This is a genomic window from Pseudomonas sp. NFX1, assembly GCF_051123555.1.
In the GTDB taxonomy this organism is placed as follows: domain Bacteria; phylum Pseudomonadota; class Gammaproteobacteria; order Pseudomonadales; family Pseudomonadaceae; genus Aquipseudomonas; species Aquipseudomonas capeferrum.
The window spans coordinates 658,656-671,694 of the sequence record NZ_CP169366.1 but is presented as its reverse complement, the minus strand read 5'-3'; the positions used below and the strand labels follow the sequence as shown (position 1 = coordinate 671,694).

Genomic DNA, 13,039 nt, shown 5'->3' with positions numbered 1-13,039 from the left:
CAACCATCAACCGCCGCGCCAGGCCTCGGGCTGCCGATAGCCTTGCGCCCACGCCACCACCTCGCTCGCCGGCATCGGCCGGGCAATGCAATAGCCCTGCGCCAGCTCGCAGCCCAGCGCCATCAACACCCGGCCGTGCTCGACACTCTCCAGGCCTTCGGCAATCACCTCGCGGCCAAACGCCCGCGCCAGCCCGATCACCGCGCCGGTCAGGGCCAGGTCGTCCTGGTCATGAAGGATGTCGCGCACGAATGACTTGTCGATCTTGATGGTTTGGGTGGGCAAGCGTTTGAGGTAGCTGAGCGACGAATAACCGGTGCCGAAATCGTCCAGCGAAAAGCGCACGCCCAGGGCCCGGCAAGCATCCAGGCAGCGGCTGACATGCTGCAGGTTGTCGATGGCCACCGACTCGACGATTTCCAGGTCCAGCCGCGTCGGGTCAACCCCCGGATGCGCTGCCAGCAACTGCTCCAGGCGCTCGACGAAATCATTGCGCTGCAGATGCCGCGCCGCGATGTTGACACTCAGCGACCAAGGCTGCCCCAACCGTTGCCAGGCCTGCAGCTGGCTCAAGGCCTGGTCGATCACCCATTCGCCAATCTCGATGATCAAGTCGGTCTGCTCCACCCAGGGCAGGAACTCACCGGGAGGCACCAGGCCACGACCCGGCCTTTGCCAACGCAACAAACCCTCGAACCCCAGCACCTGGCCGCTGCGCAAATTGACCTTGGGCTGGTAGTACAGGCACAGCTCACTGTTGCGCAGTGCCCGACGTACCCGCGCCACAGTCTGGTGGGTCGCCTTGAGCTCCTGCTCCTGTGACACATCGAACAGGTGATAGCGATTGCGCCCCCGCTGCTTGGCCACGTACATGGCCTGGTCAGCGTGGCGCACCAGCGTATCGGCGTCCTCATCGTCGAGCGGGTAGAGCGTGACGCCGATACTGGCGCTTAGCGAAAGGTTGTGCTCACGTACCACATACGGCGTCGACAGCGCGCGCAAGACACGGCGCAGGGCCGCATCCAGCTGACGGTCGTCACCGACATTGCGCAGGATCAGCACGAACTCGTCACCCGATAACCGGGCGACTGCATCCCCCCCGCGCAAGATACCTTTCAGCCGCTGCGCCACTTCGACCAGTAACAGGTCGCCCGTGGCATGCCCATAACCATCGTTGACCGCTTTGAAGCCATCCAGGTCGAGCATGCACACGGCCAGCGGTATGTCTTCGCGACGCGAATAAGCCAACGCCTGGTTGAGCAAGTCGGACAAGAAGGCGCGGTTGGGCAGGCCCGTCAGCACATCGTGGCCCACCCGCCACTGCAGGGTATGCAGCAGCTGGCGCTTCTCGGTGACATCAAAACGTATCGACACATACTTGCGTACCTTCCCAGTCGTGGGGTCGACCAGCGGCACCATGGTGCTGTCCACCCAGTACAGCGAACCGTCCTTGGCACGGTTGCAGATCTCGCCCTTCCACACCTTGCCGGCGGCCAGTGCCCGCCACATGCCCTCGAAGAACTCCGGCTCATGCAGGCCGGAGTTCAGAATGCGATGGTTGGCGCCCAGCAGTTCGTCCCGGCTGTAACCCGAGATGCTGCAAAACTGCTGGTTGACATAGGTGATGCAGCCACGCAGGTCGGTTTCGGAAAAGATCGCGGCCGCGTCCACGGCCGCGCGGTAGTTATCGTCCATAAGCATCCTGCCCTAGCGGTTGAAGCGCTCCACGAGGGCACGCAATCCGGCGCACACCTCTTCCAGCTCGGCACCGCGCGAGGCGGCGGCGTTGGCACTGTGGGCGCTGTGCTGGGCAATACCCGCCACACCGTTGATCTGCCGCGACACCTCTTCGGCCACGGCAGACTGCTGCTGCGAGGCCGTGGCCATCTGCTGGCTCATGTCACTGATACGCTGCACCGCTGCACGAATACCGTGCAGCGCCTGCTGGGCCTCCTGCACCTGGGCTACGCCCTGTTCGGCACCCTGGATACCTTGGCTGGCAATGGCCACGGCGTCCTCGGCGCCGCTGCGCAGGCCGTCGATGATGGCCTGGATATGCAACGTCGACTGCCGGGTCTTGTCGGCCAACGCCCTTACTTCGTCGGCGACCACGGCAAAGCCGCGGCCCTGCTCGCCGGCACGGGCGGCCTCGATGGCGGCATTGAGGGCCAGCAGGTTGGTCTGTTCAGCAATGCCACGGATCATCCCGGCAGCCTCGGCAATAGCACCGGTCTGACCGGCCAGGTGGGTGACCGCCTGGTTGATCTGGTCCACCGTGCCGGCCAAGGCGCGGATCGCCGTGCCGCTGGCGTCGGCCACGCGGCTGCCCTGCTCGGCCAGCAGGTGCGCGGTTTGCGCCTCGGCTGCGGTGAGCTGCACGTGGTTGACCACCTCACCGATCGATGCAGTCATCTGGGTCATGGCGGTTGCGCTCAGGTCGGTTTCGGCGCGCTGTTCCAGCAGCGCCGTTTCGGTGCCGCGCGACAACCGCCCGGCATCGTGGGCGGCCACCGCCATCTGCGTGGCGAGATCGCTGAGGCGGGTCAACGCGGTCTTCAGGCGGGCTTCTTCACCGATCAGGATCAGTTGCAGCTGCCCGGCCGCACCGGGCAAGTCGCTGTAGGTCAAGGCGGCGGTCGGGTCGGCGAAGGTCCCTTCGGCGCCCTGGATCACCCGCCGCAGCTGGCGGCCCAGGTCGTTGCGCATCCACAGGCCGTAGGCGGCGAACAAGGCCAGGGTCACGCCCTGCCCTGGCCAGCCCGGCAAGAGCTGGTTGGCGCCCACCGCCAATACCCCGCCCAGCAGTGGCAACGCCAAGGCCTGGGCCAGCAGCGCCAGGCGGCGGGCGTTCGACAGCGGTGCCTGGCCTTGGCGCAAGCGCGCATACAAAGCCTCGGCACGGCGCACCTGCTCGCGGGTCGGGCAGACCCGCACCGACTCGTAGCCAATGACCCGGCCCCCTTCAAGGATCGGCGTGACATAGGCATTGACCCAGTAGTAGTCACCGTTGCGGCAGCGGTTCTTGACGATACCCATCCAGCTTTTGCCGGCTTTCAGGTGACGCCACATCAAGGCATACACCGCTGCGGGCATGTCCGGGTGGCGCACCAGGTTATGCGGGCTGCCGACCAATTCGGCCTCGCTGTAGCCGCTGATGGCGGCAAACTCTGGGTTGCAGTAGGTAATCAGGCTGGTGGTGTCGGTGGCGGAAATAAGCCGCTGACCCGAGGGGAAACGTTGCTCGACCGGGGTTACCGGGAGATTGAGGCGCACGATGAGACTCCATTCACTGACGAACCGGCACTCTGCCCATCCACGGCCATCGGAACCGATCCGCATCGATCCGCTCAAATGTGCACATGTGCTTCCAGCCACACCGGCATGAGGCCGAATGACACTGGAGACTCGATGATGACTGTCCGGTCAAGTAGCGAATTCTACGAAATCCATCACATAAATCCAACAAAGGTGATCAATCATGGCGTTGCGCCATGTGGATAGATATCGTTAAGTTCTTGATTCTAAATGGGAATTAAGTGATGACGAGATCAGCTCTGGGGTTTGCCCTGCGTCGCTACCGCAAGCTGGCGGGTCTGACCCAGGCACAATTCGCCGAGCGAACCGGCTTCGACCCCAAGACTATCAGCCGTTTCGAGACCGGCACCTATACCCCCAGCGTTGATGCACTCATGGCGTTCGCCGGCGTGCTGGGCGTCAAACCCAAGGACTTCTTCGCCGAGCCGGACGACGAAGCGGAGCAGCGCGCCTACCTGTTCGGTGTCATCCACAACGCCCCACCCAAAGACCTTGGCAAGCTGATTGCAGCAGTGGACCAGGTATTGGCCAAGCCCTGATCTGATTCTTCCCTTTCTTGGGGCGAACTGTGCAGCCCCGACCAAATGGCAACGCACCGAATTAGAGCCTGGCAGGGCCGATTGCACCACAACTGGTCAGACCGGTAAGGCCAAAAACCCTTGCAATGTAGGATTTTTCGCGCTTTTATGGCCTCGCGCTGAACAAACCGGTAAGACCACAATAATTAAGTCCTGCGCTCTTTGACCCTCGCGGCATCGAAGCAAGGACACCGATCAGAGATCACTCCCATGCTCAAATGGTGCTCGCGTTCGATCTTCCTGCAAGTTGTGCTGGGCCTTGCCCTCGGCATTGCCTGCGGCCTCAGCTTCCCCGACCTCTCCCTGCAACTCAAACCCCTCGGCGACGGCTTCATCAAGCTGATCAAGATGCTCATCGGCCTGATCGTGTTCTGTGTCGTGGTCAGTGGTATTTCCGGTGCGGGCGACCTCAAGAAGGTCGGGCGAATCGGCCTGAAGTCGGTCATCTACTTCGAAGTGCTGACCACCATCGCTTTGGTGATCGGCCTGGTATTCGCCTTCAGCAGCGGCATCGGCAGCGGCGCCAACATCCACCTGGACCAGTTGTCCAGCGCCGATGCCAACGGCCTGGCCGAGCGCGGCCAGCACATCCACGGTGCCGCTGCGTTCTTCATGGACCTGATCCCGACCTCGGTAGTCGGTGCCTTCGCTGACAACAACATCCTGCAGGTGCTGCTGTTCTCGGTGCTGTTCGGCAGCGCGCTGAACCTGGTGGGCGACTCGGCGGCGGGTATTTCGCGGCTGATCAACGAGCTCAGCCACGTGATCTTCCGAATCATGGGCATGATCGTGCGCCTGGCGCCAATCGGTGTGTTCGGCGCCATCGCCTTCACCACCAGCAAATATGGCCTGGAATCGCTGCAACACCTGGGTGGCTTGGTCGCGTTGTTCTACCTGACCTGCGCCGGCTTCGTGCTGGTCGTGCTGGGCACCGTCATGCGCGTGTCGGGCCTGAAACTGCTGCCCCTGATCAAATACCTGCGCGAAGAACTGACCATCGTCCTCGGTACCGCCTCTTCCGACGCCGTGCTGCCACAGATCATGCGCAAGCTCGAGCACCTGGGCATTGGCAGCTCCACCGTCGGCCTGGTCATCCCGACCGGATACTCGTTCAACCTCGACGGCTTCTCCATCTACCTGACCCTGGCCATCGTGTTCATCGCCAATGCCACCGGCACGCCACTGGAGATGACCGACCTGCTGACCATCTTGCTGGTATCGCTGGTGACTTCCAAGGGTGCTCATGGCATCCCAGGCTCGGCGTTGGTGATCCTCGCCGCCACCCTGACCGCTGTGCCGGCCATCCCGGTAGTAGGCCTGGTGCTGGTGCTGGCCGTGGACTGGTTCATGGGGATCGGACGGGCACTGACCAACCTGATCGGCAACTGCGTGGCCACCGTGGCCATCGCGCGCTGGGAAAAGGACATCGACCTGGAACGCGCGCAGAACGTGCTCGCTGGCAAACCTGGTTTTGCCCACACACCCCGCAAGCAGCCCAACGCCCATCAACAGGAATTCTGATCGAACAAGGCCGGCGTTGGACGCCGGCCTTTCCAGGAGCGAACCGTGATCAGCTCATCAACCGTCGTCACCTCAGTGGTGGAAAAACTGCGCCAGGCCCTGGCCCGCGGCCAATGGCGCTCTGGCGACATGCTGCCGGGCCAGCGCGAACTGGCCGAACAGCTGGGTATCAGCCGCCCCAGCCTGCGCGAGGCCGTCACCGTACTGGAAACCCTGGGCCTGGTGCGCGCCCTACCGGGTAAAGGCGTGCTGGTACTGGATGCCGACGCCGCCCTGCCGGAGCCGGGCCTCGACACCAGCGCGTCGGCCAGCCTGGCCGATGTGCTGGAGCTGCGCTACACCCTCGAACCCTTCATCGTCGGCCTGGTGGCGCAGTCGGCCAACAGCCACGACATCGGCCAATTGCGCCTGACGCTGATGGACATGCGCGAAGCGCTGGACGCCGATGACAGCGAAGCCGGGGTCAAAGCCTACATCGCGCTGCATGAGGCGCTGTTCGCCCTGACCACCAACCCGATCTTCCAGAGCGTGGTGCAACAGACCAGCAATGCCCTCAAGCAAAGCGCCGACATGCTGCGCAATTCGCCCGAGCACCTGGCCGCGCGGCTGAAGGAAAGCAATGCCGTGGTGCGCGCCATCCGCGAACGCAACAGCGCCGAGGCCAGTGCCCAGATGCGTCAGCACATCCTTGCCGAAGGCCAGCGCATGGGCATCCAGCTGAACATCCCGGACGAACACCCACGCCCTTGACCCCAGGAGAGCGACCATGACCGCCAGCGCCAACGCCGCCCCCCACCTGCCTGCCCTGCTCGCCGCTGGCGAAACTCGCCTGTCGGCCGACCAGATCTACCCACGGCTGTTCGACGCGATCCTCGAACAGCGCCTGCCACCCGGCGCCCTGCTGCCCGAGCAAGCCCTGGGGCATGCCTTTGGGGTAAGCCGCACGGTGATCCGTCGGGTGCTCGGCCGCCTGTCGGACCAGCAGGTGGTGGTCCAGCGCCCCAGCCACACTGCCCACCTGGCCGCCCCCGACCCAGACCAGGCGCGCCAGGTGCTCAGTGCCAGGCGCCTGGCTGAAACCACCTTGATCACCCTGGCTGCGCAGCGCGCGCGGCCGGCTCAGATCCGCCAGCTGCGCCTGTTGGTCGAGCGCGAGCGCCAGCACCATGAAAGTGGTGAGCGCTGCGCGGCCATCCGCCTGGGCGGCGAGTTTCACCTGAAGCTCGCGCAGGTCGCCGCCAACGCGCCACTGGCGCGGTTCCTCAACGGCTTGGTGCCGATGACCTCGCTGATCATTGCCCGCTACGAATCACCTTGCTGCGACCACTGCGCCTGGGAAGAGCATGCGGCGATCATCGATGCGGTGGAAGCCGGGGATGCGGCGGCAGCGCTGGCATTGATGCATGAGCACCTGGACCGGCTGCAAGACAAACTCGACCTGGGCTGAGGTTTTTTCGCGGCCGCCCTATACTCGAGAAACCACCCCAGCCTCTACCCAGGGAGGCGGCCGCGTGAGCTCGCGTATGCCGTTACTGCTGCTTTGCCTGCTGTTGGCCCTCGGCGGCTGCGCAGGCAAGCGCCCGCCTGCCCCGCCACCCGCCGCGGTGCTGACCCCTGCCACGTGGCAGCGCATCGATCAGGACCTGATCGATGCCTCGGTGGGCGCTGCAGGTTCGGCCAACGATTATGCCCGGCGCTCCATGCGGGTGTGGAAGGAACAGGTACAGCAACGTACCGAAAGCGAGTTCATCCCATGGTTCACCGGTTACTGGACCCAGCAATGGCTGACCCTCAAGGTGGCCTGGTACAAGCTCGACAGCGGTGAAGGCCGCGAGCCTGCGCAAAAACGCCTGGCGCTGTACCTTCAGGAGCAGTACCACGAGCGGGTGATCGAGCCGGTGGCCGAGCAGATCAACCCCGAGGGCATCCGCGACCGTGCCTGTGAGCTGTATGTGCAGTTGCTCGGCCAGCAACTGCCGGCCATCATCGCCCGCTACAACGCGCCGCCCGAGCAACTCAGCCAACGCCTCAATCGCATACCCGCCATAGCCCTGGGCCCACCCGATGCGCGCAACGCCAGCCTCTATCAACTGCTGCGCGCCAAGTCGCTGGACCAGCAACCGGCCTGGCAAGCCATGCGCCAGCATCTGCACGAGCAAGCCAGCAAAGGGCCTGGGCAGACCGACGTGGGGCTGTCATCGGTGGCCACGCGGGCCAGCGAGAAACTCGGTGCCACCCTGGCCCCGCGCGGCATTGCCAGCGCCGTGGCTTCGGCGGTGGGCAAGGTGGCCGGGGCGATGATCTCGGTGGCGGCGGCAGGCTACGGCATGATCACCCACGACCGTGAGCAACCGCAGATGGTCGAGCAGTTGCGGGTGATCCTCAATGTCGCGCTGAACCAGGAATGGCAGGAGCTGATGGAAAACCGCCAGAGCGGGGCGATGGCCGGCGTCTATTACCTGTCGGGGCAGGTCGAGGACAGCCTGCTGGCCAGCGCGCCGCGGCCGGTGGAGCCTGTGGAGCCGCAGGCAGAACAGAAGCAGACGCCACTGTTGATACGCCTGCCGCCGTAGCGGTTAGCGGTACCGGCCTCAGGCAGTGGCCAGCGCCGAGCGGGGCAAGCCGAAAATCCGGTCGAACGCCCAGTTGTAGGCAAAGGTGTAGCACGGCACCAGAATGATGAATGCCAGGTCCACCACAAACGCCTCCACCAGGCTCATGCCCAGCCACCAGGCAATCAGCGGAATCAAGTACACCACCAAGGTCAGCTGAAACCCGATGGCATGTGCCACACGCCGCCCCACGCTGCGCCCGCGCTTGGCCTGGCGGCTCTCCCAGCGCTCGAACAGCGTGTTGTAGATCAGGTTCCAGAGCATGGCGATGGTGGTGATCATCACGGCCAGTGGCCCGGTGTGGGACGCCTCAGTGTCTGACAGATACGCCAGCCCGAGGGTCGACATGCACAGCCCGATCAATTCATAAAACGTCACGTAGACCAATTTGCGTTTAACGCCCTGCACCCCGTTTTACCTCTATTTGACTAACAACGATGGGACGGGAGAATGCTTCAATCTTCTTGACAGTAAAAGTCAGCAGCTGTCAGATCAACTGACAGGAGGCTGCCATGAACTTTTCCAGCGACAACATCCAGCTGTTTCTCGCCGTGCTCGATCGCGGCTCGTTCTCTGCGGCCGCGCGCGCGTTGCACCGCGTGCCCTCGGCGGTAAGCATGGCCATCGGCAACCTGGAGGCAGAGCTCGGCTACAGCCTGTTTGAACGCGGCCCGCGCGAAGTCCGCGCAACCGCCCAAGCCTTGGCCCTGGAGCCCCATGCCAGGCTGATCGCCGAACAGCTAGGGCTGTTGCAGGTACATGCCCTGGAGCTGTCCCAAGGGCTTGAGAGCAGCCTGACCATCGCCGTGGTCCCGGACATCGACCATCGCCCGCTGCTGGCCGCCATCGCCCAGCTTGGTGAACGCTACCCGCTGCTCGACATCGCCCTGCTCAGCGCCCCGCAGGAAGACGCCCTGCACCTGCTCGACAGTGGCCGCGCCGACCTCTGCGTGGCCTTCGCCGGCCTGCAGGTGGATGCCCGCCGCGGCTTTCAGCACATCGGCATGGAATCGCTGGTGGCAACTCTGTCACCCGCGCACCCGGCCGTGCTCGAAGACCGCGTTCACTACCTCGAAGACTTGATCAACGTGCGCCAGATCCTGGTGCGCAGCCGCGACCTGCCGCTGACCGACCCGCGCGCCCTGATTGGTGCCACGCACTGGTCCACCGACAGCTTCGATGTCGCCCTGCAGATGGTCGAGGCTGGCCTCGGCTGGGGGGACCTGCCACTCTCGCGCATCGCTCCCCTGTTGGCGACCGGGCGCCTGGTGCGGCTGGGCTTTCGCAATACCCGCAACGAGTTGCAGTTGCCCGTGCACCTTTTGTGGCGCAAGCAGCAGCCGCTGCAGCAGGCGGCGCGCTTGTTGATTGAGCAGCTGTCCATGCGTTGAACGCCGTTCGTCGAAACGGCCTAAAGAAATTTCGCCAAGTGTTTCAATTTTTTACCCCGCAAGCCGATAGCCAATCGACAGGGCGCAGCGCGTCATGAGCGCGCTACGCCCTCCCCTCATTGGCCCAAGGTCTCGAAACATGAACCTGAAATTTCGCCACAAGATCCTGCTCAGCGCCTGCGGCGTCGTGGTCCTGGCTTTTGCCCTGTTCACGCTCTACAACGACTACCTGCAACGCAATACCATTCGCCAGAACATCGAGTCTTCGGTGCAGCAATCCGGTGAGCTAACCGCCAGCAGCGTGCAGAACTGGATGAGCGGGCGCATCCTGGTGCTGGAAAACCTGGCCCAGGACATTGGCCAGCAAGGTGCCGGTGACACCCTGGCCGGGTTTATCGAGCAGCCTTCTTACACGCGCAATTTCCTGTTCACCTACCTGGGCCAGGCCAACGGCGCATTCACCCAGCGCCCCGACGCGCAGATGCCCGCCGGTTACGACCCCCGCCAGCGCCCGTGGTACAGCACCGCAGCGAGCGCCGGGCAAACCGTGTTGACCCCGCCGTACCAAGGCGCCGTCGGCGGCCTGGTGGTAACCATTGCCACCCCTGTGAAAAGCAAGGCCAATGGCGAGCTGATCGGCGTGGTAGGCGGTGACGTCACCCTCGACACCCTGGTAGAGATCATCAACTCGGTCGACTTCGGCGGCATCGGCCACGCCTTCCTTGCCGACAGCAATGGCCAGGTAATCGTCAGCCCCGATAAAGACCAGGTGATGAAAAACCTCAAAGACATCTACCCTGGCAGTGGCCTGCGCGTCGCGTCGGGCATGCAGGATGTCACCCTCAACGGCCAGGAACGCCTCATCTCCTTCGCGCCCGTTTCCGGCCTGCCTTCCGCACAGTGGTACATCGGCCTGTCGATCGACAAGGACAAGGCCTACGCCGCCCTTGACCAGTTCCGCACGTCGGCAATCATCGCCATGCTCATCGCCGTAGCGGCCATCGCCGGCCTGTTGGGCTTGTTGATCCCGGTGCTGATGCAACCGCTGACCACCATGGGCCGTGCCATGCGCGACATCGCCGAAGGCGAAGGCGACCTGACCCGCCGCCTGGCCGTGCAGAACAAGGACGAGTTCGGCGAACTGGCCACCTCGTTCAACCGCTTCGTCGAACGCATCCATGCCTCGATCAGCGAAGTGTCCTCGGCCACCCGCCTGGTGCATGACCTGTCGGAAAAGGTCGTCAATGCCTCCAACGCTTCGATCACCGGCTCCGAAGAACAAAGCATGCGCACCAACAGCGTGGCAGCGGCGATCAACGAGCTGGGCGCCGCCACCCAGGAGATCGCCCGCAACGCGGCCGACGCCTCGCAGCATGCCAGCGGTGCCAGCGAGCAGGCCCATGGCGGCCGCGAAGTGGTCGAGGAAGCGATCAGTGCCATGACCGCCCTGTCGCAGCGCATCAGCGAGTCCTGCGCGCAGATCGAAACGCTCAATGCCAGCACTGATGAAATCGGCAAGATCCTCGATGTGATCAAGGGCATCTCGCAGCAGACCAACTTGCTGGCGCTCAACGCTGCCATTGAGGCGGCCCGTGCCGGTGAGGCCGGCCGTGGCTTTGCCGTGGTCGCCGACGAGGTACGCAACCTGGCGCACCGCACCCAGGAATCGGCCGAAGAAATCCACCGCATGATCACCAGCCTGCAGGTGGGTTCACGCGAGGCGGTGCATACCATGAACACCAGCCAGGTCTCCAGCGAGCAGACCGTGCAGGTGGCCAACCAGGCCGGCGTGCGCCTGGCCAGCGTGACCCAGCGTATCGGTGAGATCGATGGCATGAACCAGTCGGTGGCCACTGCCACCGAAGAACAGACCGCCGTGGTCGAGAGCCTCAACCTGGACATTACCCAGATCAACGCGCTCAACCAGCAAGGCGTCGAGAACCTGAACGAAACACTGCTGCATTGCGATCAACTGGCCCAACAGGCTGGCCGCTTGAAGCAGCTGGTAGGCAGCTTCAGAATCTGAGTGCCGCTGTAACGCAAGGCCGCTCCTGTAGGAGCGGCCTTGCGTCGCGATGGGCTGCAAAGCAGCCCCCCTACACCACCGCCACCACCTTCCCAGCCCTACCCCGCCGCACCCAAGCCACCAACACCGCCGCCATCAGCACAAACCCCAGGTACCCAAACAGCGGATACACCTCGCCCACCAAGCTGATGAACCCCACCAGGCTGCAGCCGAACGCCACCACCCCGGTCACCACCGAGCCCCAGCGGAACTTCGCCGTACCCGCCGGCAACAGCCGCGACAGGAACGAGAACATCGTCCCCACCGCCGTGTTGACGATCATGCCGAAGATGATCAGGCACATCACCACCCCCAACACCGGCGACACCTCATTGGCGATCGACAGCATCGGCATCGGCAGGTCGGCGACACTGTCCAGGCGTGACAACAGCCCGGCGCTCATCACCAGCATCAAGCCGCCCAGCGCCGCGCCCCCCAGCAAGCCACCCCACACCGCCGTCTTTTCGCCTTTGGCCGAGCCCCCCAGAATGGCCAGGATCGGCGCACCGGCAACGATGTTGTAGGACACATACAGAAACGCGCCCAGCAGCCAATGGCGCGTGCCTGCTTGCTGCTGGCTGGCCAGGTGGTCGAGGTCGGCGAAACTCTGTTCACGGGTGAACACGGCATACAGTGCAATCGCCGAAGCCACCAGAATCAGCAACGGCGTGATCGCGCCGATGGCCAGGATCACCTTGCGCACGTCCAGGCACACGATGCCCACCACCACAAGCGTTACCAGCACACTGCCGGTCAATGCCGGGATGCCGAACTGCTGCTCCAGCAAAGCACCGCCACCGGCCAGCATGACCACGGTGACGGCGAACATGAAGAAGGTGATCAGCCAATCGACGAACAGGCCCAGGTGACGGCCACAGATGGCCTGGATCACGTCTTTGTGCGAAGTGGCCCGCTGGCGGTTGCCCAACCCCGCCAGGGCCATGCCGAGGAAGGTGAACAAGGCGGCGCTGACCATCGCGCCAACCAACCCCCAGACCCCGAAATCGACAAAGAACAACAGCAGTTCCCGCCCCGAAGCAAAGCCCGCCCCTACGATCACGCCGACAAAGGCGCCGGCGATTTTCAGCTGCTCTTGCATGTGAACCTCTGTATTTATTGTTGTTAGGTGTGTTTGAGCGCCACGCATTCCTGTGCAGAAGCGGCCTTGCCAGGGCGGCCTGTCAGTCCCCGATAAACGCCTGCACTTCGATTTCTACATCGACCCCCAGCGCCAACGCCGAGGCCACCGTCGAGCGCACAGGCAATGCGGCGCCGAAGAACTCTTTGTAAACCTCGTTGAAACCGGCAAAGTGGCTCATGTCCGAAAGCCACACCGTGGCCTTCACCACCTGGTCGAAATTCGCCCCACAGGCCGCCAGGCTTTCGCCGATGCGCTCGCAGGCCGCGCGGGTCTGGGTCTGAATATCACCCCGCACCACTTCGCCGCCGGCACTCATCGGCACCTGCCCGGACAGGAACAGAAAACCGCCCGCTTTTACCGCACGCGAAAACGGAAACGGCAAGCTGCTGGGGAAACGCTGGATGTCATTGCTCATG

The 13,039-nt window shown here is 63.9% G+C and carries 12 protein-coding genes and 1 pseudogene; 7 read left to right on the top strand and 6 right to left on the bottom strand.

Annotated elements, in window-relative coordinates:
* Positions 1-6: 6 nt before the first annotated feature.
* The 3 genes and pseudogenes from DJ563_RS02955 to DJ563_RS02945 all read right to left on the bottom strand — a co-directional run.
* Positions 7-1,695, bottom strand: a complete 1,689-nt coding sequence (locus DJ563_RS02955; RefSeq protein WP_274100053.1) for a putative bifunctional diguanylate cyclase/phosphodiesterase — start codon at positions 1,693-1,695, stop codon at positions 7-9.
* Positions 1,696-1,707: 12 nt separating this feature from the next.
* Positions 1,708-2,784 (bottom strand): methyl-accepting chemotaxis protein, encoded by a 1,077-nt coding sequence (locus DJ563_RS02950; RefSeq protein ID WP_434519688.1) that lies wholly within the window; start codon positions 2,782-2,784, stop codon positions 1,708-1,710.
* A gap of 159 nt (positions 2,785-2,943) precedes the next feature.
* Positions 2,944-3,339: pseudogene (locus DJ563_RS02945) on the bottom strand (PAS domain-containing protein); the annotation flags it as partial.
* Between the two features lie 200 nt (positions 3,340-3,539).
* Between DJ563_RS02945 and DJ563_RS02940 the strand changes: the two are divergent.
* The 5 genes from DJ563_RS02940 (at position 3,540) to DJ563_RS02920 (ending at position 7,987) form a co-directional block, all read left to right on the top strand.
* Complete coding sequence (locus DJ563_RS02940; protein WP_274100055.1) at positions 3,540-3,854, top strand: helix-turn-helix domain-containing protein; 315 nt, start codon at positions 3,540-3,542, stop codon at positions 3,852-3,854.
* Between the two features lie 249 nt (positions 3,855-4,103).
* Complete coding sequence (locus DJ563_RS02935; protein ID WP_434518783.1) at positions 4,104-5,414, top strand: C4-dicarboxylate transporter DctA; 1,311 nt, start codon at positions 4,104-4,106, stop codon at positions 5,412-5,414.
* Positions 5,415-5,459: 45 nt separating this feature from the next.
* Positions 5,460-6,164 (top strand): FadR/GntR family transcriptional regulator, encoded by a 705-nt coding sequence (locus tag DJ563_RS02930; protein WP_274100056.1) that lies wholly within the window; start codon positions 5,460-5,462, stop codon positions 6,162-6,164.
* A gap of 16 nt (positions 6,165-6,180) precedes the next feature.
* A complete protein-coding gene (locus tag DJ563_RS02925) occupies positions 6,181-6,861 on the top strand; it encodes a GntR family transcriptional regulator (RefSeq protein WP_434518782.1) in 681 nt (226 codons plus the stop codon).
* Between the two features lie 76 nt (positions 6,862-6,937).
* Complete coding sequence (locus DJ563_RS02920; RefSeq protein WP_434519687.1) at positions 6,938-7,987, top strand: hypothetical protein; 1,050 nt, start codon at positions 6,938-6,940, stop codon at positions 7,985-7,987.
* Between the two features lie 18 nt (positions 7,988-8,005).
* Here the strand turns inward: DJ563_RS02920 and DJ563_RS02915 are convergent, their stop codons facing one another.
* Positions 8,006-8,434, bottom strand: a complete 429-nt coding sequence (locus DJ563_RS02915; RefSeq protein ID WP_033699132.1) for a PACE efflux transporter — start codon at positions 8,432-8,434, stop codon at positions 8,006-8,008.
* Between the two features lie 104 nt (positions 8,435-8,538).
* Between DJ563_RS02915 and DJ563_RS02910 the strand changes: the two genes are divergently transcribed.
* Positions 8,539-9,417 (top strand): LysR family transcriptional regulator, encoded by an 879-nt coding sequence (locus DJ563_RS02910; protein ID WP_434518781.1) that lies wholly within the window; start codon positions 8,539-8,541, stop codon positions 9,415-9,417.
* Positions 9,418-9,556: 139 nt separating this feature from the next.
* On the top strand, positions 9,557-11,443 hold the full coding sequence (mcpA, locus tag DJ563_RS02905) for a methyl-accepting chemotaxis protein McpA (RefSeq protein ID WP_033699136.1): 1,887 nt from the start codon (positions 9,557-9,559) through the stop codon (positions 11,441-11,443).
* Between the two features lie 70 nt (positions 11,444-11,513).
* Here mcpA and DJ563_RS02900 read toward each other — a convergent pair whose 3' ends face one another.
* Both DJ563_RS02900 and DJ563_RS02895 read right to left on the bottom strand, forming a co-directional pair.
* The gene (locus DJ563_RS02900; RefSeq protein ID WP_434518780.1) at positions 11,514-12,581 is read right to left on the bottom strand and encodes a YkvI family membrane protein; all 1,068 of its coding nucleotides are present in this window, start codon (positions 12,579-12,581) and stop codon (positions 11,514-11,516) included.
* 82 nt (positions 12,582-12,663) lie between these two features.
* Complete coding sequence (locus DJ563_RS02895) at positions 12,664-13,038, bottom strand: RidA family protein (RefSeq protein WP_274100707.1); 375 nt, start codon at positions 13,036-13,038, stop codon at positions 12,664-12,666.
* Position 13,039: the final 1 nt, after the last annotated feature.